The sequence below is a fragment of the Kitasatospora arboriphila genome (assembly GCF_039528095.1).
Classification (GTDB): domain Bacteria; phylum Actinomycetota; class Actinomycetes; order Streptomycetales; family Streptomycetaceae; genus Kitasatospora; species Kitasatospora arboriphila.
On the sequence record NZ_BAAALD010000036.1, the window covers coordinates 36,162 to 59,086 of the forward strand.

Sequence of the window (22,925 nt, forward strand, 5' to 3'; positions counted from 1 at the left end):
CGGCAGCCGCAGACGCTCGGCCTCGATCAGGGCTTGGGGGGCTGGGCGGCCAGCCACAGGCGGGCCGCGTTGATCTCCAGGGCGGGCTTCTCCCAGAGGCCGGCGATGGCGTCCGCGAGGTCCTTGACGTCGGTGAAGCCGGCGAACTTCGCGTTCGGGCGTTCGGCGCGCATGGCGTCGTGGACCAGCGCCTTCACCACCAGGATCGTGGCCGCGGCCTGCGGACCGTCGTCCCCTCCGGCCTTGCGGAAGTCGTCGGCGAGGGCGAGCGTCCACGCCTCGGCGGCGGCCTTCGCGGCCGCGTAGGCGGCGTTCCCGGCGGTGGGCCGGCTGGCACCCTCCGCGCTGATCAGTACGAACCGGCCCCTCCCGCTGCGCAGGAGGGCGTCGTGGAAGGCGAGCGAGGTGTGCTGGACGGTGCGCACCAGCAGGTCCTCCAGGACGGTCCAGTCCCCGAGGTTCGTCTCGGCGAACGTCGCCGAGCCGCGCCAGCCGCCGACGAGGTGGACCAGGCCGTCGATGCGGCCCGAATCCTTCTCGATGCGGTGCGCCCAGGCGCGGGTCGCGTCCGGGTCGAGCAGGTCGACCGTGTCACCGGTCACGGTGGCGCCGCCGTGCGCGGAGCGGGCGGCGTCCACCGCGTCCGCGAGCCGTGCGGCGTCCGCGTCGGCCGCGACGACCGTGGCACCCGCCGCGGCGAGCCGCAGCAGCGCCGCCCGCCCCGCGGGGCCGGCCGCACCCGCCACGGCGACGACCGCACCGTCCAACCCGTTCCGGTCCGTGCTCACGTCCACAGGTCTCCCGTCCGAGTGCCGCCGACAGTGCCCGGCACCTGCACCGTGCGTCACTCTCGGTGCTGCAATGGCTGCTTCTGGTGCTTCGGATCATAGGGTCCGGGGTCGCCCCGGCCGTGCTGCGAGGGCCTGACCCGCCGTCAGCCCGGGGCACGGTCCGCCGTACGGCGGTGCGGGCCGGCCGCACCGGGGCGGGCCCGCAGCCGTGGTCGGGCCGGCCGGTCCGCCGGAGGGCGGGCCCGGCCGGCTGTCCTGGTCAGCTGAAGATCACCGAGCGGAGCTTCAGGCGGTCGCCGAGCTTCTTGCCGGGGTTCATGACGAAGTACGTGTCGCCCGAGCAGTCGAAGTCGAGGAAGACGGTGGCCGTGGAGTCGGTGAGGTTCTCGGGGGCGAAGGCCGGATGGTTCTCGGTCGCCCCGAACAGGTTGACGCACCTGCGATCACCGGCGCCACGTCCACAACGGGGCGCTGTTCACCCGATGAGCCGCGGGTGAGGGCCCACCCGTCAGTCACTGCCGGGTGCCCCGAGGATGCAGAGCAGGGAGCAGGCCACGGCCGAGGAGGGCGCGGTGGTGGCGGGGGCGGTGCCGGGCGGCGAGTTCGCGGGGACGAAGCTCGCGGAGGCGGTGTTCTTCAGCGGCAGTGCCAGCAGCAGGGAGTCGCAGTAGACCGCGCGGCTGGTTCCGGCCGCCAGGGCGAAGGTGCCGGCGGCCTGCCGGCAGCCGGGCGTGACGGCGTCGTTGACGGTCACCGACGCGGCGTCGACGGGGCCGTCGTTGGTGACGGTGATCCGCCAGTGCGCGTGGCCGAGCAGGCGCAGCAGGCCGACGGGGCTGGTCTTGGCCCAGGGGCCCGGGCCGCCGGGTTCGCAGTCGTGCGGGTTTCCGGAGCCGCAGATCTCCTTCTCGACGCTGACCCGGGGCCGGCAGCCGGCGCCCGGGGCGACGGCGGTGGTGACGGTGTTGGAGGTGAGGGCGCCGGTCGCGTCGGTGCCGGTCGCCGTGTTGGTGACGGACGTGGTCGCACAGTCGGGCGTGACCGTGGTGCGGAAGCAGATCTGCGGTGCGTCGCCCCGGTACTCGACGACCAGCGCGGGGTGGTTGTCGGTGGTGAAGTCCGCGGTGGAGGTGAGCACGAGCTGGGCCGTGACGGTGATCGCCGGGTGCGCGGTCGCCGAGATGCCGGACAGGTCGACGGTGCCGTCCGGGGCGAGGGCCGGGGCGGCGACGGGCGTGCCGTCGGGGTCGGTGACGAGGGCCCGGGACGCCGCCGGGTCGACGTGCGAGAGGTCGATGTCGGTCAGCCGCGCCCGGGTGTAGCCCTGGACGTGGCCGGTGGCGCCGTCGCAGTAGAAGTCGGCGGGCCTGAGGGTGACGGCCGCGCCGCTGTGGACGCACGGGGTGGCTCCGGACGCCGGGTCCAGGGAGAACAGGACGCCGGCGTCGCCGAGGCCGATCAGACAGCGGGTCGTGGCGTCGTACGCGTAGCCGTAGTCACGGGTGGCCCCGCCGTTGACGCCGGGGTGGGACGCGGGCAGCGGGAACCCCGCGCAGGGCGCGGCGGTCGTCCAGTCGTGGCAGACCGTCGCCCCGGCCACGGTGCCGCCCCAGACGGGGAAGTAGCTGCGGGTCCCGGTGTCCGTGGTGACCGTCTCGGGGTTGAAGGTCAGCACGTTGCCGGCCAGCGTCGAGAGGGTGGCGGGCGCGGAGTGCGCGGAGCCGTCGAGGCCGTAACAGGTGGTCAGGACGTGGGCGCCGCCGACGGTGCTGGTGCAGACGCCGTCCGGGTGTCCGGCGGTGTCGTAGGACGTGTAGGCGTCGTACGTGTAGTAGCCGGAGTCGGGGCCGGCGGGGTGCGGGGACTCCCAGCCCGCGCAGACCGTCCTGGTGGCCGTGTCGAAGCAGCCCAGCGCGGGCGGGCCGGAGACGGTGGAGCCGCTGCCCTGCGGCGAGGACGAGGCGAAGACCTTGTCGCCCACCACCGTCAGCGCGCCGAGGTAGAGGGCGCCCGGGGTGCTCGGCAGGTCGTGGTTGGCGGCGACGACCGGCGCGTAGGGCTGCCCGGCGCACGGGGTGCGGTCGGCCAGCGAGAGGCACAGCACCTCGCCGGTGGTCGAGACGCCGTAGACGCTGTCGCCGGCCCGGACCAGGCCGGCCAGGCTGTTGGCGCGGCTGGGCGTACCGCCGGTGCTCTCCAGGGCGACGAAGCCGCAGTTGGCCTGAGCGTCGAGGTCGAGGCAGCCGACGCCGACCGCGGTGGCGGTGACGGCGGGGTAGAGCACCTGGCCCGGGTGCTGCGGGTCGAGGACGTACTGCGGGGTCAGCGGGCTGCCGATGTCGCCGGTGGCGCCGCTGCCGAGCGGTCCGGCCGTGGTGTTCAGCGGACGCGGCCAGGGGCCGCCGGTGCAGGGCTGTCCGGTGGACAGGCTGCTGCAGACCGCCTGCGGGGCGGTGCGGGCGGCGTGGTGGTAGATGTTCCACGACCGGACCTCGCCGGCCGCCGTCCGGTGCAGGATCGGCGTGAACCCGTCGCCGCCGGTGGACTGCGGTGTCGGCCGGACGGGCGCCAGCAGCGGTGCGGCGAGGCTCGTCCCGGTGCCCCGGACCGTCCCGTTCTCGGCGCGGACGGCTGTGGTCGCCGTGCCGGGATCGGTCGTGGTGAAGCCGTTGCCGTCGGTGGACCACGACGGCGTCCAGCCGGGCGGGGCGTGCAAGGAGCCGGGGACGTACGTCTGGGCCGTGCCCGCCCCGGCGATCGGGTCGGTGATGGTGGCCGCGGAGGCCGCGGCCGTCGCGGCGTTGTCGTACCGGACGGTCCAGTTGACGGTGTCCCCGTGGTCGGCGGCGGCCGCACCGGGGTGGGTGACGTTCTGGGCGCTCTTCACCAGCGCGGACGCGGTGGCGGTGTCGTTCTCGGCCGCTCCGGCGGCACCGGGAGCGGTGGCTCCCAGGCCGAACAGGAGGAGGGCCGAGGTGAGAGCGGCGGCCGTGACGGCTCGCAGCGGATGGATCGGATGGGGCGGACGCGGGCTTTTCAGCACTGGTTTCTCCACCTCGGATCAGCGGGCGACCTGACGGACGATCAGGCCGGGCCGTCGATCAGGTTAAGCAGGTGGAAGATCTGCGCAGGGATCACTTTTTCGTATTGGTTGCATCATGAACGAATCTGACTGAACGTCGAGTCGGGCTCTCGCTCGCGCCACCGGGGAACTCGGGCGATTCGTCGACGATTGAGTCGAACGCATCCCCGGTTGTGTGCCCATCGGTTCGACGGCGATTCGATGAACGGTCTTCCCGGCCCGGGTGCTGGGGGAGCCGCGCTCGGGAGCCGCGTCGTGCCGATCGCCGCCCTTCCTCGCCGGAGGGGCGGTCTCACGCCTCGGAGGGCGCAGCGCCACCGTTCCGCTGTCGCCGACGGTGTTTGCGCATGGACACCTGAGAGCCGCAGCCGGTACTGCAGTAGAGCCCGCCCCCGTTGCGGGTGCGGTCGAGGAAGCCGAAGTGGCACGGAGGGTTCCGGCACGCCTTGATGCGCCCCCAGTCGCTGCTCTGCGCCAGCGTCGTCACCGCTGCCAGTACGGTTCCGAACACGCGCGGCACCCCCGTCTGCGGTGAGGCGAGCTCGGCACCGTCGGCCGTGACCACCGTCGCCAGCGGGTAGAGCGGGCCCGCGCGTCGTAGGTGCCGTTCGGCATGCAGCAGTTGCTCACCCTGACCGTCCTCGTCGCCCGAGTGTGCGAGGAGCACGGTCACCAGGGCATCACGCAGCTCGCGCGCGACCGCGGCGTCGGCGTCGGTCACCACGGTTTCGCCGCCGTACTCCTGGCGCTCCGACAGCCACGCCGCGAACGAGTCCCCGTCCGCGAACAGCTCCCGGCGGCCCGATCCGTCCGCGCGCGTGTTCACGAACGCGAGCACGGTCTCCGCCGTCGGCGTGAGGGTGCGCGGGTTCGGTGCGGGGGATCCGGCTGCCGCAGTGGTCATGCCCCCAGACTACACCAGCGTGATCGGGGCTAATTCGTCTAGTGGGCAACCTGTCGGTCGATCGAGGTTGACTCGTTGCGAGCTAACGCCTTACGGTCGCAACATGAACAGGACATCCAACCCCCAGGCCCACCTCCGCACCTGGCTGATCACCGGCGCGACGTCCGGCATCGGCCGTGAACTGACGCTCCAGGCACTGCAGAACGGCGAAACCGTCTCGGCCCTCGCCCGCGACACCTCCCCCCTGGACGAACTGGCGCAGGCGCACGGTGAGCGCCTGCTCCTCCTCCGGGCGGACGTACGTGACGAGCGAGCCGTCCGGGACGCCGTGGACAGCACGCTCGCGCGGTTCGGCCGCATCGACGTCGTGGCCAACAACGCGGGATACGGACTGTTCGGAGCCGTCGAGGAGGCCTCCGACACCCAGGTCCGCGCCGTGTTCGACACCAATGTCTTCGGTGTGCTCAACGTGCTCCGCGCGACGCTGCCGGTGCTCCGGGCCCAGCGGTCCGGGCACGTCCTCCAGGGCTCCTCGGTCTACGGGCAGTCCGCCCACCCCGGCGTGGGTCTGCTCGCCGCCACCAAGCACGCGGTCGAGGGGTTGTCGGACGCGCTCGCGGCCGAGGTCGCACCGCTCGGCATCAAGGTCACGCTGATCCAGCCCGGCCTGACCGCGACCCCCTTCCTCGCCAACCTCGACGTCGCAGCCGGCCTGGCCGACTACGACCCGACCGTCCGCGAGGTCCAGAAGGGCATCGGCGAGCTGCCGGCGTCCGCGTTCTCCGACGCGGCGCGGATCGCCGCAGGCATCCGGACCGCGGTCGACAGCCCCAACCCGCCGCTGCGCCTGGCGCTCGGCGTCTCCAGCGCGACGGGCATGCGCCCCGCTCTGGAGGCACGGATCGCGGACCTGGACAGCTGGCAGCGCGTGACGGACGCCGTCGACGGGTAGCCCATCCCGTCGGCAGGTGGCCGATCGAGAACCTGTCGAGGGGCGCAGGGGTCACGCCCGGAAACGCCCGGCGACCGCCCGGCCCCGGCCCGGCCGGTGACACCCGGTCGTGCGGCGTGCCGCAGCCGGGGCCGGGCCGGACCTCACAGCGGGACGACGACCAGGCCCGCGACGTACCGGGCCAGCCGTGCCGGGCCGTGCCCGGCGAGCGCCCGGTCGACGTAGCCGGGCACCGCGGGCCGCAGACCGGCGGTGACATGGCGGAGGAGGGCGCCGCGGTCGAACTGCGGCAGCCGCCCGGGGGAGTCGAGCACGGTGCCGTCGGCGGCCCTGGCCGCACACGGACGGTGGTGGCTCAAGGCGTCGAGAACGCTCCGGGCCACCGCGCCCGCGCCGGACTGAGGTTCGGTCAGCAGCGGGCGCAGCCGGCGGTGCACACCCTGCCGGGCGAGGTCCGCATCCGTCGCCACGGGTGGACGCGGCTCGGCGCCGGGGGCGAGGAGCGGGGCGAAGGGCACGGCCGACTCCAGCAACCCGGGCCCGTCGAGGCCGCCGAACCGGAGACCTGCGGTCTCGGCCTCGGCCGCCCGGAGCCGGAGGTCGGCGCGGACGGCGAAGGCGGGCAGCAGGGCGGCGGCCTCCGTGCAGGGCCGGCGGTCGTCCGCGACGGGATCGGCCGTGGCGCCCTCGTCGGCGCCCTCGTCGGCGTCGGCGTCCGCGGCCTCGTCGCGCCCGGGGTGGAGCAGCAGCGCGGCGGGCAGGTCGAAGTGCTCTGCGGTGTACAGCAATCGGGTCAGCTGCGAGTCGGCGTCCGCCCGGCGGTCCGAGCCGATCCGCCAGACACCCGCGTGGAGGGTGAGAGTCCGCGACTGGATCAGACAGCCGAACCCCCGCCCGTCCGGTTCCACCCACCACCAGAGCAGATCGGCGCCGGTGGCCCTCCCGTGGTGGCTGTTGAACGAGACGTACCGCGCCTCGGGCGGCAGCTCCCGCAGCAGCCCCCGGCCGATCTCCTCCTCCGCCGAGAAGCTGCCGCGGAAGAGTTCCGCCGCCAGCGTCCGGCGGCGACGGCTGCGGGCGACGGCACGGCCGTCGATCGGCATACGGGCTCGGCCGGCCAGTCCCATCGGGCTGCACCCCCCTCCGGTGCCCGGGCCGACGGCCGGGTGGCACCATCGTCGTGGTCGAGGACCCATGATGGCTCATCGCCGCCTCCGCGGACCGGGCACCGGACGGGCGCCCACCGGGCGGCGAACCCCCCACCGGCCCGGTGGGGCCGCCCGACGCGGAGCGAGAACCGCGCCGGGCGGCGTCCCGGTGGCGTGTGCTCAGATCCGCACGGCCGCACGGCGACCGGTGCCCGGCGCCAGCACCGGCGCCGGGCCGTCCGTCCGGGTGTCGCCGGAGCCGTCCGAGCGGTTCACCCGGCTGTCGTCGGTGCCCAGCCGCAGGGCTGCCCGCACCGCCTTCGGCCGGTCGTAGCCCAGGTAGTCGGTGGCGGCGGCGAGCTCGTTCTGCAGCGTCTTCGTGTCCTTCGCGTCCTTGGCCGCGGCCAGGTGCGGCAGGGCCTTGTGCAGTTCCTCGGCCAGGGCCACGACCGGCCGGGACGCGGCGCCGCCCCAGGCGTGGGCGCTCAGCTCGCCGATCTCCAGGCGCACCCCGCCGGCGAGGGTGTCGGCCCAGGCCCGGAAGGCGGCCGGGTCGTCGGCGGGCTCGGCCCGCGGCTGCATCGCGAAGGCCTGGTCCACGCGGTGCTCGGCACCGAGGTAGGCCATCTGGTCGGCGTCGAACCGCGCGAGGTCCTGCTGGAGCGACCCGGTCAGACGACCGGTGGTGTCGGTGAGGAAGCAGGTCGAGCGGCGGCCGGTGCCCTGCAGCGCCCAGGCGTGCTCGTCGGGGTAGAAGAAGTGCACCTCGACGTCGACCGGGAGCTTCCAGCCGTCGGGGGCGAAGCCGAGCAGCGCGTCGTTGCAGCCCTTCGTCGCGTCGGCGATCACCGCGGCCCTGCCCGGGTAGGACTTCTCGTCGGAGGGCGCCCTGCCGAAGACCTCGCCGTAGTGCGGCTCGGCACAGTCGACCAGCCGGACGTCGGTGACGCCGTCGGTGCCCGCCCCCGCGGGCTTGACGAAGCACTGGCCCGCGACGAGTTCGAAGACGTTCCAGGTGCCGGAGTGGGGGCTGCCGGAGCCGGAGCCGGAGCTGGTGCCGGAGTCGGAACCCGGGTACGACGTCGGCAGGTCGGGGGCCGTCGTCATCAGCGCGACGACCGTCACCACCGCCAGGACGACCGCCCAGACACCGCCCAGCGCGATGCCGGCGATCGCCAGCCCGCGTCCGCGCTCGTTGCGCCGGCGTACCTCGCGCAGCGCGGCGACGCCGAAGGCGATCGCACCGATCCACAGCAGGCAGGCGCCGCCGACGATGCCGAGGACGAAGGAGGTGACGGCGAAGCCGTTCCAGCGGGTCGGCGGACCGGGCGGCGGCTGCCAGCCGAGCGGGCCGGGCACCGCGTACGGCGCACTGGTGCCCCAGCCCTGGGCGCCGTAGGAGGCGAAGCTGCCGGGCGGCACCGCACCGGGCTGCGGGTACGGACCGGGCGCACCCCACGGGTCGCCGGCCGGCGGCGGTCCGTATCCGTAGGGCGGGACCGGCGGCGGCGCGTCTGCGGACGGCGGGGCGAAGGCTCGGGCGAAGGCGTCGTTCTCGGCGGCCGAACCACCCGGCGAGGGGACGTCCTGGTCGGACGGCATGAGGCGGGCTCCCTGGGCGTGGTGCGCGCCGGACGGGATCGTTCGACGGCGGCGCGAATATAGCGGATCACCCGGACGTCCGTCCGACGGGCAACCTGACGCCGCCCCGGCGCACCCCGGCCGACGAACTCGCCGACCTGTCCGAGGATCCCCTTCAGCCCGACACCCAGCCCGGGGTCTCCGCCGCCGTCGAACACGGCACCTCCCTGCACCGCGAACTGGAACTGCTCGTGGCGGCCGGCCTCTCGCCCGTGGACGCCCTGCGCGCCGCCACCGTCCTGCCCGCCCGGCACCTCGGCCGACCTCGCCCCGGGCCACCGGATGCCGGACGTGCTGCCCGGCCCTGCGCACGGGCTGGTCCGCCGCGGCATGCCGGCCCAGGGCATCGCGGACCGCGCTACGCGGCGGTGCGGCCGTCTCGCGCCGTGGCGCGGTTGCCGGCGACCATCCGCCCGAGGTAGACGGCGTTGACGAGGCCGGCCGTGACGGCGGTGGCGAGCTGGAGCAGGGGGCCGATCCATTCGACCGGGGTGTCCCAGAAGACCGCGGGCAGGGGCATGGCGAGAAGACCGAAAGGTGCGGTGGCGAGGGCGAGCCACAGACCGGCGAACGAGGGGTTGTGGATGACGTACGTGGCGTGGACGTCGAGACCGACCGCGGCTGCGACCAGGACCAGGTAGGCCCGCGAGAGCATGTTGTCGAACGCGGGGGCCAGCAGAGCGGGAATGCGGCGGGGTCGGGGGGCGGCGTCGCTGGTCATGGCTTTGTTCCCTCGGTGGGTCGGTTGCTGTTGCACCAAGAGTGGATCACCGTCGCGGGCCCGGTCCTGAGTAGGAATACTCATCACGCCCGCCACGGATACGCAGCGGGTGACGTCCGGTCGGCCCGGTCCCGGTGTGACGGGGTGACAGGATGACGCGGTGTCCGAATCCCTTCATGAACCGTGGCTGCGCGGCATCGCCTTCAATCCGGCGGCGCCCTCCGAGGTGCTGATACGCCTGCTGGATCGAGCGGCCGGCGGGATCGGCCCGCTGATGTGCGAGGGTCGTGACCTGCCCGACGCCGTCGTCGACGCGGCCCTGCGCCATCCGGACAGAGTCGTCCGCCGCGCGCTCGCCCGTAACCGGCACGTCGACCCGACGCGGCTCGCCCCCTTGGCCACGGACCCGTCGGGGATCGTTCGCGGGTGGCTCGCCGGCGGCCCCCGCCCCCGTCCCCGGTGGGTCCGGCCGCTTCCGGACGACGTCCTCGTCACCCTCCTGACCGCTCAGGACGGGGGCGAGGACGGCATGGTCACCGAGCAGGACATCATTGCGGAGCTCGACTCGTCCCGGCAGATCCCGCTGTCCTTCCACTGCTCCCTGGCCGGCCGCGAGCACCCCGAACTCCGGATACGGGCCACCTGGAGGTGGCAGTTGCTCACCCCCGCGGAGCGCGAGGCCCTGCTCGACGACCCCGACCCCGCCGTACGGGAAGCCGCACAGGACCACAGCTGGGAGCTGGACCCGGAACGGGTGGAGGCCAGGCTGCCGTCCATCGGCTCGCTCAGCAAGGGATTCGTGCTCGGCACATGCGCGTTGTCCCGAGCGCTCGTCGAGCAGTGCTTCGCGGACGGCACGGTGCGCCCACTGACCTGGAACCGCCATACCCCGGCCGATGCCGTGGCCCGGCTCGCCCGCCACCCCGAGCCGGCGGTCCGAGCCTTGGTCGCCGCCCGGCCCGACCTGGGAGCCGACCTGGTCGCGGAGCTGAGGGAGGATCCGGACGAGAACGTGCGGAGGCGCGCACGCCTCCACCCCGTCCCCCGCACCTGGGCCGAGTACTGGGCGATCGAGCGGGTCATCGGGCAGATCATCGGGCACGGTCCGGACTGCACCTGCCCGATCACCGAGCCGGCCCCCGAGCCGTCCCCCGACTGGTACGCCGCCTGCGCGGCCTCCGAGGAACCGGAGCTCCGCCGGGTTGCGGCGAGCTGGCCGCTCCTGCCCGCCGTGCTCGTCGAGACACTCGCGCAGGACGACGACGAGGAAGTACGGATCCGGCTGGCCTGCCACCACCCCCTGGCCCCGCCCCACCTCCTCCTGGACGTCTTCGTCACCCGCCCGGCCCACCGTGAACACCTGCTGACCCTGCCCGCCTTCCCGCGCACCGGCCGCACCCACCTCATCGGCCACCCGGACCCCGAGGTCCGCGCCCTGGCCGCAGCCGATCCCGCCCTGCCCGAACCCCCGGTGGACGACCCCGACGAGGCGGTACGCCGGGCCGCCGCCGCCAACCCGAGCCTGACCCCCCAGGCCCTGGAGCCGCTCCTCGCCGACCTCCGCACCGCGGAGGGCGCCGCGGCCAACCCGTCCCTCCCCGCCGCCCGCATGCACGCACTCCTCGACCGCTGCCTGACCGGCGGTGCTGCCGCCACCCCGCCGCCGGCGGCCGGAGGCCGAGGGACGACGCCCGGCCAGTGATCACGGGCCGAGAACCATCCACCGGCCGCGAACGAACCTGACTCTTCATCAGTTCCGCCTTGGGGTCGACCATCTAGGCTGGTGTGGTGACTGGTGAGCAGGAGCGGGTGCAGCCGTCGGGTGTGTGGGCCACGGCGGTGGGGGTGGCCAGGGTGCGGGCGCTGGAGTCGGAGCGGGAGAACGCGCTGTTCCGCGACCCCCTGGCGAAGGCCTTCGCCGCCGCCGGCGGCCTGTGGCCCGCCTCGCCGCCGCCCGAGGACGAGGCCGCGCGACGCCGTCGGCTCGCCGTGTCGTTCTCGATCGTCATCAGGACGAGGTTCCTCGACGATCTGTTGCTGGAGGCGTCCGCGGCCGGGGTCCGGCAGGTCGTGCTGCTCGGCGCCGGCATGGACAGCCGGGCCTTCCGGACTGACTGGCCCGAGGGCACCCGGCTGTTCGAGGTCGACACCGCCGCGCCACTGGACTTCAAGGCGGCGGTGCTACGCCGGGAGCGGGCCGTCGCACGCTGTGAGCGGATCACCGTCGCGGTGGACCTGCGTGAGGACTGGCCGGGCGCGCTGGCCGCCGCGGGGCACGACCCGGCGCTGCCGACCGTGTGGATCGCCGAGGGACTGCTGATCTACCTGCCCGAGGACGCCGTGGAGCTGCTGCTCGCCCGGATCGGGGCGCTGTCGGCGGTAGGCAGCCGGATGGGGCTGACGTTGGGCTCGCGCGGCGTGGTCGAGCGGTTCGGTGCGGACGCGGTGCCGGGATCGGCGGCGTCCCTGTGGGTCTCGGAGATGCCCGACGACCCGGTGGGCTGGCTGGCCGGGCACGGCTGGGACGCCGACGGCCACACCCTGCGCGAGCTCGCTGCCGCCTACGGCCGCCCGATCGGCACCCCGCCGCAACGCGAGGAGCGGTCCGGCGGACTGATCGGGGCCGTCCGCCGGTAGAGCACCTCCCGCCCCCGACGATCGATCCCAAGGGGCCCGACGAGTGGACCAGGTTCGACGTGCCGCGGTCAGTGGTCAGGAATCGCTCCGGGCGGCGGGCGTGGACGGGCGTTCGGGGCGGCGCGGTTCTCGGCCGGCCGTCGGCCGGAGGGCCTGCCGGTGTGCGAGCACCCGGGCGGTGAAGACCTCGACACCGTCCACGACCGCTTCGAAGCGCAGGGAGTGGAACAGGTCGAAGGCGTGCTGGGCGCCGGGGAGTTCCGCGTACACGACGGTCTCGACGCCGGCGTCCCGCAGCTCGGTGGCGAATCGCCGGGCGATGTCCACCGGTACCACCGTGTCCCGGTCGCCGTGGACGAGGAGGAAGGGCGGCGCGTCCGCGGTGATGTGCGCGGAGGGCGAGGAGTGCGGCCCCTGGCCGTAGTAGGGCCCGTAGTAGCCGTTCAGTCCGATCACCGCGGTGACCGAGGTGTCGGCGTCCTCGAAGCCGGGCTGGAGGGTCGGGTCGCCGGGGGTGAGGGCGGCCAGCGCCGCCAGATGTCCGCCGGCCGAGCTGCCCGCCACGAACACCGTTGCCGGGTCGGCCCCGAACGCGGGGCCGTGTTCGCGCACCCAGGCGATCACGCGTTTGGCGTCGATCAGGTGCTCGGGGTGCCGGACGGCGGGCCGCAGCCGGTAGTCGGCGCTGATGCAGACCCAGCCCCGGTCGGCGAACCTGTGCAGCAGCGGCAGGGACTGCCTGTTCTTGCGGCCCCCTCGGTAGCCGCCGCCGTGCAGGTGGATCAGGACGGGAGCTCCCGGCGGCGTCGCACGACCGTGGTAGACGTCGAGCCGGTGCCGGCGGCCGCCGGTGCCGTACCGGAGGTTCGCGACGCGGACGACACCACGGGGACGGCGCGGGAACGGACGGAGCACGACGCGGGCGAGCGGATGCCGACGGCCCGGCCCGACCGCAGCCGCACCGGGGGAGTGTGCCGCCCGCCGGTCGGCCCCCAGCCCTTCGGCCAGGGCGCGGTCGACCTCCGCCCGTGCGCGCATGCTGCGCCGGACGACGAGTGCCAGTCCTGCGACGGTGGCCGCCGCCAGTGCCACTGCCGCCCACCCGGCGGGCGTGCGGATGTCGCCCTGGGCGAAGGCCACCGCGGTCCACAGCACCAACCAGGCCGCCGCGACGAACGGCAGCTCGCCGATCAGCAGGCCGAGGCGGAAGCTCAGGTCGTCGAGCGGCCACGGCCGGCGCACCGGGGCGAGCGCGAACAGCGTGCCCGCGGCGACGAACGCCACCGTCCACAGATATCCGACAGGCACAGGAATCGTCCTCCGCATCACGGCCGGCCACGGGCCACCGCCGCGCCCGCAGCACCCCATCCTCATCACCGCAGATGTGGTACCTCATTTGTGGTACCACGGGTGGGGTAGTCTCGGCAACGTGAACAGAGACCGACGCGACCGCCTCCGGGACGCGGCCATCGAGGTACTGGCGGAGGCCGGCGGGCGCGGCCTCACCCACCGGGCCGTCGACGCCGTTGCGGCCGTGCCCCCGGGCACCACCAAGAACTACTTCCCCACCCGCGACACCCTGCTCACCGCCGTTGCCGAGCGGTGCGCCGACCTGTACGGCGCCGTGCCCCGCCCCGCCCCCGTCGACCGCGCGGGCCTGGCGGACATGCTGCGCACACTGCTGGAGAACGTCGCCGGACCCGGCCGCACCCGCATGCTCGCCTATGTGGAGCTGCGCGCCGAGGCCGCGCGCCGCCCCCGCCTGGCGGCCCTCCTCGACAGCGTGGCGATCGCCGACTTCACCGCCTTCGAACAGGCCCAGCGCGCCGCGGGTCTGCCGGTCACCCCGGAGCGCTCGGCCGCTGTCGTCCTTGCCCTGCACGGTGCTGTCGGCCACCTGCTGGCCGGCGGCCACGACCTGCTCGCCGCCGCAGGACTGCGCGACCTCGACGCCTTCGCGCACGGACTGCTGAACACCGTCTACGGGCCCGCCCTCGACGTCCCGGCCGCCGCACCTCGGTGACCGGCGAGCCGGGTTCGGACGCGCTGCACCGTCTGCCGGCCACCGGGTCAGGATCGATGCCGAACGCGCGCTGCCGAGCAGCGGTCGCCGTCCGGTGCTTGCCGGGTGTGCCGGGCCAGTTGTGAACGAGGGGGTCGGGTCCGGCGCCGCGGGAGAGTCGTGGCAGCTCGCGCCCGCCGAGCTGCCACGGGCCGCAACGCGCCCTTGGCGCACCGAGTCTCCGTCAAGATCATTCGTTTGATATGACTGCGCCTCAATCCCTATGAGTGCAGTAAGGAAGCGACAGTGCGCGCACGCAAGGCGATAGCAGCAGTCTCCGCCGCCGGACTGGCGGTCCTGGGCGGCGTCCTGACGGCGCCGGCCGCGCAGGCCGGCAACTACGGATGCGCGGGAAGCCTCTCGTGGTCCTCGACCGTCAACGACGTGAACGGCTCGAAGGCCGGCACGATCTACGACTACTTCGACGGCACCACCAACTGCTCGGTGTTCGTCAAGTCGGTGTACGCGGGCGTGAGCACCCACATGGCCATGGACATCTCGAACGCCAAGGGTGCGCAGAGCAAGGTCGACGACGGCCAGTTCACCACCTATGCGGGCCCGGTCAGGGTGGCCGGCACCGGCACCGGCACCTGCGTCCGCGAATGGGTCTGGATGACCACTCCGGGCGGCAGCGTCCTCGTCAACTACACGGCGCCCTGGCACTCCTGCGGCTGACACCCCCCCACAGGACGGCCGAGGGCCCGGGGGGACGTTCCCCGAAGCGGCAGCGACCCGCCCGCCACCCCGGCGTACCGACCGAGCCCTCGGCCCCCACCCGGCGACGGGCGTCGCCCGCCGGGGCGGCCGACCGGCACCGGTTGCACCCCCCGAAACCCTGGCGGTCGGATGCTGTGCGAACCGGAAGTCCCGCGGGCCCAGCCCGGCGAAGGGGCTGTCCAGGAGGGCTCCGACGCCGTCATCGCACCGGCCGTGCCGAGATCATTCCACTGCTTCGGGATTCTCCTGTGCGTAGGTGGCCCGACAGCGTTCCACCTGCTCGGTGACCTGCTCCATGAACCAGCGCATGATCTCGTAGGGGACGACGTGCTCGTCATGGCTGTGGATGTGGACGGTCGGCTCCAGCGCCGGATCCTCGTCGGGGACGAACGCCACCAGGAAGGCACCCCCGGGCAGGTGGGTCAGGGCGCTCGGGATCTCGGCCCCTGAGGCCGGCACGGGTATGGCCTCGCTCAGCTCCACGGCCCAGGCGTCGTCGGGCAGGGCGTAGTGAAACCGGACGGCGTAGTGACGGCCTGCGTGCTCTCTCAGTTCTGCTGGCATGGCCGCAGGCTGCCACAGTCGTCCGTCCGGAGTCGCGCCGATTCCCGGCGCCTCGACTGCGTGACTCGACCAGCGGTTCCGGGACAGCCCCTCGGAGTTCGGCGTGCCCGAGCAGCCGTCCGCCCTCCGCGCCTGCCGCCAGGGGTGTGGACACCAGGCCCGGGCCGGCCGAGAGGCGCTCAAGGGCCGGTCCAGCGGATACGCCGTGCTCAAGGCGAGGTTGGACTACGTGAAGCGGAAGACCACTCTCGACGCGGTCGATCTGAAGACGCTCTCGCAGTTCATCCTCCTCGGTGATCCCTCGCTCAGGCCGGTGCAGCCGCTGAAGCCCGCGGTCGAGGGGGATGCGAAGGCCGCCCTGACCGAGCGCCGCCGGGAAGCCCGGCGTGCCGCACACGTGCTGGAGCAGAGCATCTACGTGCCCGAGCCGATTCCCGGCAGCGCACGCAGCTCCGAACTCGAGTCGCGCCTGCGGGAGATCGGGGAACGGCACGGACTGCCGCCGACAGCCACCATCTCCTCGTTCGCCGGGGTCTGGCAGGGCAGCGGCGCCATGCCGAAGGTCTTCGAGCCGCCGCCGCGACAGCACCTGCTGCACGCAGAACGGGACCCGGAGGCCCCCGTGTGCACGGATGTCATCGTGATCGTCCATGAACAGGCGGGAACCATCGTGTCCGTGGACGAAGTCGAGGCCCGGTAGCCGTGACACGGTTGAGCGGTCGGCTCTCGATCAAGCGCGTCGACGTGGGTTCCAAGAGCGAACGGGACGCCCTCGTGCTGCACCACGGCGAACACGACTACGTGGTGCGCAGGCCCGGGGAGAGCCCCTTCGAGGCGACCAGCCTGAACCACCTGGCCGGCCACCTCGTGGAAGCGCAGGGTGAAGTCGACCGGCAGTACTTCTTCGTGACCGAATGGTCCGTTCTGGACAACGAATGACGCGGTGACCGACCCGAGGCGGTCGACTGTCCGCCCCGCTGCCCACTCCGCTCGCGCCGGCGGGCCCCCCCCCCCCCCGGGGGGGGGCGCCTGCCGGCGTGGTCGGGAGCGGCGGCCGGCCGGCGGCGTTCGCCATCTTGTCGCGGTGGTGCGGGCGGTGCCCTAGGTGTTCGGTGGTGCGGTGTTCGGTGGCGTGGTTCGCAGGCCGCCCAGGAACGCCGCGAGGTAGCGGCGGGCGGTGTCGATGCGGTCGGCGGGCGTGCCGCCGTGGACGTCGACGGCGTGGGCGATACCGCACATGAGCGGGACGAGGTCGGCGGCGTCGAGGTCGGGGCGGACGGTTCCGGCGTCGCGGGCCCGGTCGAGGAGTCGGGTGCCGGCCGACCGGAGCGAGTGCTTGAGTTCCGTGGTGCGCGGCAGTGCGTCGGTGACCGCGGCGGTGACGGGGGCCAGGGAGGCGTCGGTGACCTGGGCCTCGACGGTGCGGAGCAGGAAGCCCTCGAGTGCGCGTCGGGGGTCGGTGTCGGCCATGGCCTGTTCGCCGTGCACGGCCAGGTCCTCCAGGCAGGGGGCGGCCACCGTTTCCAACAGCGCCTCGGGAGTGGGGAAGTGCCGGTAGACGGTGCCGACCCCCACTCCGGTGCGGCGGGCGACGTCGTTGAGCTGCAGGGGCTCGCCCCGGTCGACCAGGGTGCGGGCGACGGAGACGATCCGGTCCCAGTTGCGGGCCGCGTCCTTGCGCAGGGGCGTCGTCATGGGGACATGCTAATCGGATGGGCCATCCGGAATGGTCTCCGCTGCCCGCACCGTGCCGGTGGTCAGGCGGCCGGCAGGGGCGCGTGCCGTTCGCTGAGCCGGCGCACGGCTTCGACGACGCGGGGGTCGGTCGCGGCGCGGAACGGTGCCGCGGGGCGGGCGTCGGCGCCGATGACGACGCCGGTCCGGCCGGTCAGGGTCTCATCGGTGGCGGCGGTGATCGAGGACTCGGCGGCAGTGGACGCCGGACCCGAGGTGGAACGTTCGAACTTGCGGCGCACCAGCGGCCACAGCAGCCGCAGGCCCGGTGAGACGATCCCGGGGTCGGTCATGGTGCCCTTCGTCATGTCGGTCGCGGCGCCTCCGGGGTCGGCCGCGAACACCGACACGCCGGTGCCGTCCAGTCGCGCGGCCAGGTCGAGCGTGTAGGCGAGGTTGGCGAGCTTGGCCCGGCCGTACCAGTGGAAGCCGTAGTAGCCGCCGGGCGGCTCGACGGCGTCGAACGTGCGCTTGGCGAGTCCGACCGCGCCCGAGGTGACGTTCACGATCCTGCTCGGGGCGCCGGCGGTCAGCGTGGGCAGCAGCAACTCCGTCAGCAGGTACGGCGAGAGGTGGTTGACGACGAACGACGCTTCGATGCCGTCCAGGGCCACGCGCCGGGGGAACATCGCCCCGACGTTGTTGACCAGCACGGTCAGCGGGTCTCCGGAAGCGGCGTGGTCGGAGGCGATCCGGTCGGCGAGCACGCGCACTTCGTCGAGTGAGCCGAGGTCGGCGGCAAGGAACCGGCCGGGACGCGCCGGGTTCGCCGCGTTGATCCGCTCGACCGCCCGGGCGCCCCGATCGGGGTTGCGGCCGACCACGGTGACCGCGTACCCGGCGGTCGCCAGTCCCACGGCCGTCTCCAGTCCGATGCCGGCCGTCCCGGCCGTGACCACGGCTGTCTTCCGCATGTGTGCCTCCACTCGAAATTCGGATAGGTCATCCGCTTGGTGTGGACGCTAGCACATGCGGATGAACTATCCGCTTGCTGTGCGGTCGGTCGGAGCCCGGCAAGGGGCCGATCGCGGGCCGGCTTGCCCCCTTGCTCGACGCGGCGTCACCTTCCGGCGCACCGAACCGTGGAGGGAATCCACCGACCCCGACCACGACACCGTGCCGGAGCGGATCGAGCACGTCCTGGAGTGTCTCCCCGACCGCACGTTCGCGTTCGACGGGCTCGGGCCGCTCCGGCAGTTCACCCGGTGCACTCGAACCAGCCGAACCACACGGTCCGGACCTGCGCACTGCAGGCCCACCTTCGCTGACGCAATGCCAACGCCCGCCGTCCCGACGTCCTCCCGGCCCGGCGCAAGGAGCGTGCCCTGCGTCCGCGGCGGGAGAGGTGTCCGCCGGGGAGGGCCGGCCGGCCCTCGCCGCGTGATCGAGCGAACCGGCGAAGCCATGCGGCCATCGGCCGTTGCTTCCGGATCAGCGGCCGGCCAGGTGCCGTGCGAAGAACCTGCGGATCGTGCGGCGGACCGTGGGGACCGATGCGGTCGGGTCGACGGTGCCGATCAGCGCGTTCCTCTCCGCCGCCGTCATCGAACCGGATGCCTGGAGCTGGGGGAGCATCGCGGCGTAGTCGGTGAAGATCCAGTGGTTGGCGTCGGCGACACGTGCGCTGCAGACCCGTCGACCGGAGAGCGCGGCCAGGGCCAGCCAGGAGCGGTCCAGTTCCCGCCGGCGGGTGAACCCCTCGCTGCCGAGCAGGAGCAGTGGCCGGTCCATCCCGTGTGCCGTGACCGGGAACGGTTCGGCGGCGGCGCCGGGCGCGGAGGGCGGGTGGTCCAGGTGGCCCTCCAGGTTGATCCCGGCACGCACCCGCCGGTCCTCGTACATCACCTCGGTCACGGCGCTGCCGCCGGCGGAGTGCCCGTACACGCCGAGACGGCGCAGGTCCAGCGTCTCGGCCAGCCCGCGCGGCAGCGGCAGGTCGGCCGCGTGCCCGAGCCGGTCGAGGACACGGTGCAGGTCGGCGATCCGCGCGTCGATCATCGTGCGGGCCACGGCCGGCTGGTCCCGCGGGTCGCCGCGGAAGACGGTCGTCCGCACGGTGTCCTCCCGGTACGGCCGGGCATCCGGGAACTCGACCGCTGCGGCGTCGCCGGGGTGGTCGACCGAGAGGACGACGGCGCCGTGACTGGCCAGGTCTTCGGCCAGGGACGTCCCCAGACCGCGCGGGTCGCCGCCGCCCGGGCTGTACACCAGCACCGGCCGTCGGCCCGGCAGCGGCGACGCTCCCTCGAACGCGTGGGACCGGGTGGCGCCCCAGTCCACGCCCGCGGCAGGCAGACGGAGCGGCGTGAGCGGCGCGATCCGTCCGAACCAGGTCGCGGCCTGCGGCGGCATCTGGGGAGCCGGGGCGAGGCCGGTGACGTCGCGGGCCGGGTAGTGGACCGTCAGCATGAGCTCCCTCACGGGGATCGTGGGGTCCCACGGGTCGCGCCGGGAGTCGTCGACGAGGTACACGGGCCAGCACCCCACGGGGTGGCGGCCCGTGGGCGCCGGCAGGGTGAGCACGGCACCGCCCGGGACCGGTCCCTCGGTGGTGGCCCGGGAGTCGGCGTGGGCGCGGCCACCGGCGCCGAGCAACAGGGCGGCGGAGCCGAGCAGTGCGGACCTGGTGACGGTGCGTCGGCTGATCGGGGAGTCGTGAGTCATGTCCTGCAGGCTGTCCCGCCCGGCCCGGCACCCGCGATCGTTTAGGTTCGGGGCTCAAGGATGGCGCTCCGGGGCGCTGTCGGGGCCGACACGCAGGGGGAGCCGTGCTCCGGATCCACTTCACGCCGGACGACTTCGCGCGGGTCAGCCTCGCGCCTCGGCCGGCGCCGCTCCAGGAGCTCAACGTGGCGCTGACGATGATGTGCCGCCGGGACGGCGAGCTCCTCCACGGCTCATGGCGCCGCAGGGCGTTGCGCGTCCTGCCGAACGCCGCCCTCCCGCTCGCGGACCTCGTCCCGGCCGGGCGGGCGCCGAGCTTTCTGGACGTGCTGGCGGACTCCCTCCCCGACGCCCTGGAACAGGTCCGCTCGGCCCCGGCCGAGTTGGTCGGTGCCGAACTGGAACGGGTCTACGCACCCGCGCGCACGCCTCCCCCGGCGTGGATCCACGAACTGCACCGGGGTGCCCCCGAGGCATGGCGCTCGGTCCGCCGTGCGCAGCACGCGGCGTTCACGGTGCTGCTCGGCCCGGTCTGGGCGCAGGTGCAGGACCTGCACCACGCCGAGTTCGTGCGTCGGGCCGTGCAACTCGCCGAAGGCGGCGTCGGCTCGGTGCTGGCCGGACTGCTGCCCGGAGCCCGCCTGTACGGAGGCGTGTGGGAGCTCCCGGGCAGGCCGCGGGAGGTCCACCTCGGCGGGCGCGGGCTGCTCCTCCTGCCCAGCTTCCACTGGACCGGCGGGCCGCTGTTGTCCGACCTTCCCGACCGCCCGGTTGCTGTCACCTACCCGGCGGGTGCCGGCATCCTGCCGCAGCCCGATGGTTCCGCCGGTCGAGAGGCGCTGGCCAAGGTGATCGGGAACACGCGCGTCGAGCTGCTGCACCTGCTGGCCGAGGAACGCACCACGACCGGGCTCGCCCGACAGCTCCGCGTCAGCGCCGCCACCGTCTCGGCTCACACCAGAGCCCTTCGCGGCGCCGGACTGATTGCCACTTCGCGTGCCGGCAAGGCGGTCCTGCACCGGCGCACCACGCTCGGCAGCCTGTTGCTACGGCAGGATGCCTAGGGTCGGCCGCAGGCCACGACCGGATCTCCCGGTGCGGGCGCCACCGGCGCCGACCCGGCGAACGTGTGCGGTCACGGCACTCGTGGGCGTGAGTCTGGAGGGGAAGGAACACCACCTCATGACCAGCATCGGCATCCTGGGCGCCGACCGCGTCGGCGCCGACCTCGCCGGCAGGCTCTCCGCAGCCGGACACCGCGTCACCCCCGGGGTCCGGAACCCGGAAGGGACCGCAGTGCCCGCCGCCGGCACCGCCCCGCGGATCGCCTTCGCCGACCAGCGCACCACCGCCCGAACCGCGGACATCGTGATCAACGCGACGCCCGGCGGCACCTCCCCGGACCGCCTGGCCGGCCTGCGCACCGAGCTCTCCGGCAAGCTCCTCGTCGACGTCTCCAACTCCGCCCGCGACACCGATGACGGCCTGCCCGGCGACCCGGGCCGGCAGCCCGCATGGATCGAGGACCTCGGCGGCATCACCACAGCCCGCGCCACCGAGGCCATGATCCTCGTGGTTCCCCACATCCTGCGCCGACACGGCTTCAAGCCCTTCGCCGTCTCCCTCGCCCGCTGAGCCGGGCTCACCCGGATTCACCGGGCCGCCGGCGCCCGGCCCCTGACTGCATGCCGATGCGCGCGGCCCCCTAGCATCAGCACCATCGCACCGCGACGGAGCTGTGCACAGCGAGGGGGGAACGTCCATGAATGCCCGGAAGATCGGCGCGGCCGCTGCGACCGCGGTGGCGGCCTTGGCTGTCCGTGACCTCGTGCAGAAGAGGCACGCGCTGCAGCGGAACTTCCCGGTCGTCGGGCACGCCCGGTACCTGCTGGAGCGGATCGGGCCGGAGCTGCGGCAGTACATCGTGGCCTCCAACGAGGAGGAGCGCCCGTTCAGCCGTGACCAGCGGACCTGGATCTACGCCTCGGCGAAGGAGGAGAACAACTACTTCGGGTTCGGCACCGAGGTGGACGTGGAGCACGTCCAGGGGCACGCGTACGTCAAGCAGCGCACCTTCGCCGGCCCGCTGCCCGACCTGCACGACCCGCAGGCCCCGCTGCCCTCGGCGAAGGTGCTCGGCGGACCGCGCGGGCGGGCGAAGGCGTTCCGGCCGGCGAGCGTGGTGAACATATCGGCGATGAGCTTCGGGTCGCTGTCGGGCCCGGCGATCACGGCGCTCAACCAGGGCGCGGCGCTGGCCGGCGCGATGCACAACACGGGCGAGGGCGGCCTGTCGCCGTACCACCGCAACGGCGGTGACCTGGTCCTCCAGCTCGGCACCTCGTACTTCGGCTGCCGCGACGCGGACGGCGGCTTCAACCTCGACAAGCTCAAGGACGTGGTCGCCGGCGCACCGGTCAAGGCGATCGAGATCAAGCTCTCGCAGGGGGCCAAGCCCGGGCTGGGCGGCATGCTGCCGGGGGCGAAGGTGACCCCGGAGATCGCCGCCATCCGCGGCATCCCGGCCGGGCAGGACTGTGCCTCGCCGTCGCGGCACAGCGCGTTCGGCGACGTGGACTCGATGCTGGACTTCGTCGAGCTGCTCGCGGCCGAGACCGGGCTGCCCGTCGGGGTGAAGAGCGCGGTGGGCGAGATGGGCTTCTGGCAGGAGCTGGCCGCGCTGATGGCGCGCGGCGACCGCGGAGTGGACTTCGTGACCGTCGACGGCGGCGAGGGCGGGACGGGGGCGGCGCCGCGGATGTTCGCGGACTCGGTGTCGCTGCCGTTCCGGATGGGCTTCTCCAGGGTGTACGGCACCTTCGCCGAGCTGGGGCTGACCGACGAGCTGACCTTCATCGGCTCGGGCAAGCTCGGCCTGCCGGAGAACGCCACGGTCGCCTTCGCGCTGGGTGTCGACATGATCAACGTGGCCCGTGAGGCGATGCTGTCGATCGGCTGCATCCAGGCGCAGAAGTGCCACACCGACAAGTGCCCGACGGGCATCGCGACCCAGAACCCGTGGCTGGCCCGTGGCCTCGACCCGGCCTCGAAGTCGACCCGGGCCGCGCTGTACCTGCGCACCCTGCGCCGGGAGCTGATGAAGGTCTCGGCGGCGGTCGGCGTCGCGCACCCGGCGCTGATCACGGCCGACGACGTCGAGATCATGAACGGCGACTACGAGGCCCGCACGCTGGCCGGCGTCTACGGCTACAAGGACGGCTGGGGATCGCTCGGTCCGGAGCTCGCCGAGGAGATCACGGCGCTTCTCACCGTCGGGCCGAACCCGGCCCGGAAGCCCGCGGTCTGAC

At 73.7% G+C, this 22,925-nt stretch carries 21 protein-coding genes and 1 pseudogene; 11 read left to right on the plus strand and 11 right to left on the minus strand.

Features of this window, described 5'->3' with window-relative positions; genetic code table 11:
* Nucleotides 1-26: 26 nt before the first annotated feature.
* The 3 genes from ABD353_RS19550 to ABD353_RS19560 all read right to left on the minus strand — a co-directional run bounded on the left by ABD353_RS19550 (nucleotide 27) and on the right by ABD353_RS19560 (nucleotide 4,777).
* Nucleotides 27-788: an SDR family NAD(P)-dependent oxidoreductase gene (locus ABD353_RS19550; RefSeq protein ID WP_344624931.1), complete on the minus strand. Its 762-nt coding sequence runs from the start codon at nucleotides 786-788 to the stop codon at nucleotides 27-29.
* Between the two features lie 511 nt (nucleotides 789-1,299).
* Nucleotides 1,300-3,834 (minus strand): DUF7617 domain-containing protein, encoded by a 2,535-nt coding sequence (locus ABD353_RS19555; protein ID WP_344624932.1) that lies wholly within the window; start codon nucleotides 3,832-3,834, stop codon nucleotides 1,300-1,302.
* Nucleotides 3,835-4,165: 331 nt separating this feature from the next.
* On the minus strand, nucleotides 4,166-4,777 hold the full coding sequence (locus ABD353_RS19560; RefSeq protein ID WP_344624933.1) for a CGNR zinc finger domain-containing protein: 612 nt from the start codon (nucleotides 4,775-4,777) through the stop codon (nucleotides 4,166-4,168).
* Nucleotides 4,778-4,880: 103 nt separating this feature from the next.
* Here ABD353_RS19560 and ABD353_RS19565 point away from each other — a divergent pair, with 103 nt between their 5' ends.
* Nucleotides 4,881-5,729, plus strand: a complete 849-nt coding sequence (locus tag ABD353_RS19565) for an SDR family NAD(P)-dependent oxidoreductase (RefSeq protein WP_344624934.1) — start codon at nucleotides 4,881-4,883, stop codon at nucleotides 5,727-5,729.
* 143 nt (nucleotides 5,730-5,872) lie between these two features.
* Here ABD353_RS19565 and ABD353_RS19570 read toward each other — a convergent pair whose 3' ends face one another.
* Both ABD353_RS19570 and ABD353_RS19575 read right to left on the minus strand, forming a co-directional pair.
* Entirely contained in the window at nucleotides 5,873-6,856 is a 984-nt protein-coding gene (locus tag ABD353_RS19570) for a hypothetical protein (protein ID WP_344624935.1), read from the minus strand.
* Between the two features lie 201 nt (nucleotides 6,857-7,057).
* On the minus strand, nucleotides 7,058-8,479 hold the full coding sequence (locus ABD353_RS19575; RefSeq protein WP_344624936.1) for a DUF4190 domain-containing protein: 1,422 nt from the start codon (nucleotides 8,477-8,479) through the stop codon (nucleotides 7,058-7,060).
* A gap of 170 nt (nucleotides 8,480-8,649) precedes the next feature.
* Between ABD353_RS19575 and ABD353_RS19580 the strand changes: the two are divergent.
* A pseudogene (locus ABD353_RS19580) lies at nucleotides 8,650-8,778 on the plus strand (amidohydrolase family protein); the annotation flags it as partial.
* A 98-nt stretch (nucleotides 8,779-8,876) separates the two neighbouring features.
* Here the strand turns inward: ABD353_RS19580 and ABD353_RS19585 are convergent.
* Nucleotides 8,877-9,239, minus strand: a complete 363-nt coding sequence (locus ABD353_RS19585) for an SCO4225 family membrane protein (RefSeq protein WP_344624937.1) — start codon at nucleotides 9,237-9,239, stop codon at nucleotides 8,877-8,879.
* A gap of 160 nt (nucleotides 9,240-9,399) precedes the next feature.
* Here ABD353_RS19585 and ABD353_RS19590 point away from each other — a divergent pair, with 160 nt between their 5' ends.
* Together ABD353_RS19590 and ABD353_RS19595 are read left to right on the plus strand one after the other, a co-directional pair.
* A complete protein-coding gene (locus ABD353_RS19590; protein WP_344624938.1) occupies nucleotides 9,400-10,941 on the plus strand; it encodes a hypothetical protein in 1,542 nt (513 codons plus the stop codon).
* 122 nt (nucleotides 10,942-11,063) lie between these two features.
* Nucleotides 11,064-11,876: a class I SAM-dependent methyltransferase gene (locus ABD353_RS19595; protein ID WP_344624968.1), complete on the plus strand. Its 813-nt coding sequence runs from the start codon at nucleotides 11,064-11,066 to the stop codon at nucleotides 11,874-11,876.
* A gap of 75 nt (nucleotides 11,877-11,951) precedes the next feature.
* Here ABD353_RS19595 and ABD353_RS19600 read toward each other — a convergent pair whose 3' ends face one another.
* Entirely contained in the window at nucleotides 11,952-13,184 is a 1,233-nt protein-coding gene (locus tag ABD353_RS19600) for an alpha/beta hydrolase (protein WP_344624939.1), read from the minus strand.
* Between the two features lie 121 nt (nucleotides 13,185-13,305).
* Between ABD353_RS19600 and ABD353_RS19605 the strand changes: the two genes are divergently transcribed.
* Nucleotides 13,306-13,899 carry a TetR/AcrR family transcriptional regulator gene (locus tag ABD353_RS19605; RefSeq protein WP_344624940.1) on the plus strand — a complete coding sequence of 198 codons (594 nt, stop codon included), beginning with the start codon at nucleotides 13,306-13,308 and terminating at the stop codon, nucleotides 13,897-13,899.
* 285 nt (nucleotides 13,900-14,184) lie between these two features.
* Nucleotides 14,185-14,613, plus strand: a complete 429-nt coding sequence (locus ABD353_RS19610) for a hypothetical protein (protein WP_344624941.1) — start codon at nucleotides 14,185-14,187, stop codon at nucleotides 14,611-14,613.
* A gap of 264 nt (nucleotides 14,614-14,877) precedes the next feature.
* Here ABD353_RS19610 and ABD353_RS19615 read toward each other — a convergent pair whose 3' ends face one another.
* On the minus strand, nucleotides 14,878-15,219 hold the full coding sequence (locus tag ABD353_RS19615; RefSeq protein WP_344624942.1) for a hypothetical protein: 342 nt from the start codon (nucleotides 15,217-15,219) through the stop codon (nucleotides 14,878-14,880).
* 103 nt (nucleotides 15,220-15,322) lie between these two features.
* Between ABD353_RS19615 and ABD353_RS19620 the strand changes: the two genes are divergently transcribed.
* Together ABD353_RS19620 and ABD353_RS19625 are read left to right on the plus strand one after the other, a co-directional pair.
* Nucleotides 15,323-15,919: a hypothetical protein gene (locus ABD353_RS19620; protein WP_344624943.1), complete on the plus strand. Its 597-nt coding sequence runs from the start codon at nucleotides 15,323-15,325 to the stop codon at nucleotides 15,917-15,919.
* A gap of 44 nt (nucleotides 15,920-15,963) precedes the next feature.
* Entirely contained in the window at nucleotides 15,964-16,158 is a 195-nt protein-coding gene (locus tag ABD353_RS19625; protein ID WP_344624944.1) for a hypothetical protein, read from the plus strand.
* A gap of 162 nt (nucleotides 16,159-16,320) precedes the next feature.
* Here ABD353_RS19625 and ABD353_RS19630 read toward each other — a convergent pair whose 3' ends face one another.
* The 3 genes from ABD353_RS19630 to ABD353_RS19640 all read right to left on the minus strand — a co-directional run bounded on the left by ABD353_RS19630 (nucleotide 16,321) and on the right by ABD353_RS19640 (nucleotide 19,617).
* Nucleotides 16,321-16,914, minus strand: a complete 594-nt coding sequence (locus ABD353_RS19630; protein ID WP_344624945.1) for a TetR/AcrR family transcriptional regulator — start codon at nucleotides 16,912-16,914, stop codon at nucleotides 16,321-16,323.
* A 62-nt stretch (nucleotides 16,915-16,976) separates the two neighbouring features.
* Nucleotides 16,977-17,867 carry an SDR family NAD(P)-dependent oxidoreductase gene (locus ABD353_RS19635; protein ID WP_344624946.1) on the minus strand — a complete coding sequence of 297 codons (891 nt, stop codon included), beginning with the start codon at nucleotides 17,865-17,867 and terminating at the stop codon, nucleotides 16,977-16,979.
* A gap of 517 nt (nucleotides 17,868-18,384) precedes the next feature.
* Nucleotides 18,385-19,617 carry an alpha/beta hydrolase gene (locus ABD353_RS19640; protein WP_344624947.1) on the minus strand — a complete coding sequence of 411 codons (1,233 nt, stop codon included), beginning with the start codon at nucleotides 19,615-19,617 and terminating at the stop codon, nucleotides 18,385-18,387.
* Nucleotides 19,618-19,721: 104 nt separating this feature from the next.
* Between ABD353_RS19640 and ABD353_RS19645 the strand changes: the two genes are divergently transcribed.
* The 3 genes from ABD353_RS19645 (at nucleotide 19,722) to ABD353_RS19655 (ending at nucleotide 22,924) form a co-directional block, all read left to right on the plus strand.
* The gene (locus ABD353_RS19645) at nucleotides 19,722-20,681 is read left to right on the plus strand and encodes an ArsR/SmtB family transcription factor (protein WP_344624948.1); all 960 of its coding nucleotides are present in this window, start codon (nucleotides 19,722-19,724) and stop codon (nucleotides 20,679-20,681) included.
* A gap of 118 nt (nucleotides 20,682-20,799) precedes the next feature.
* Nucleotides 20,800-21,252: an NAD(P)-binding domain-containing protein gene (locus ABD353_RS19650; protein WP_344624949.1), complete on the plus strand. Its 453-nt coding sequence runs from the start codon at nucleotides 20,800-20,802 to the stop codon at nucleotides 21,250-21,252.
* A 127-nt stretch (nucleotides 21,253-21,379) separates the two neighbouring features.
* Nucleotides 21,380-22,924 (plus strand): FMN-binding glutamate synthase family protein, encoded by a 1,545-nt coding sequence (locus tag ABD353_RS19655; RefSeq protein WP_344624950.1) that lies wholly within the window; start codon nucleotides 21,380-21,382, stop codon nucleotides 22,922-22,924.
* Nucleotide 22,925: the final 1 nt, after the last annotated feature.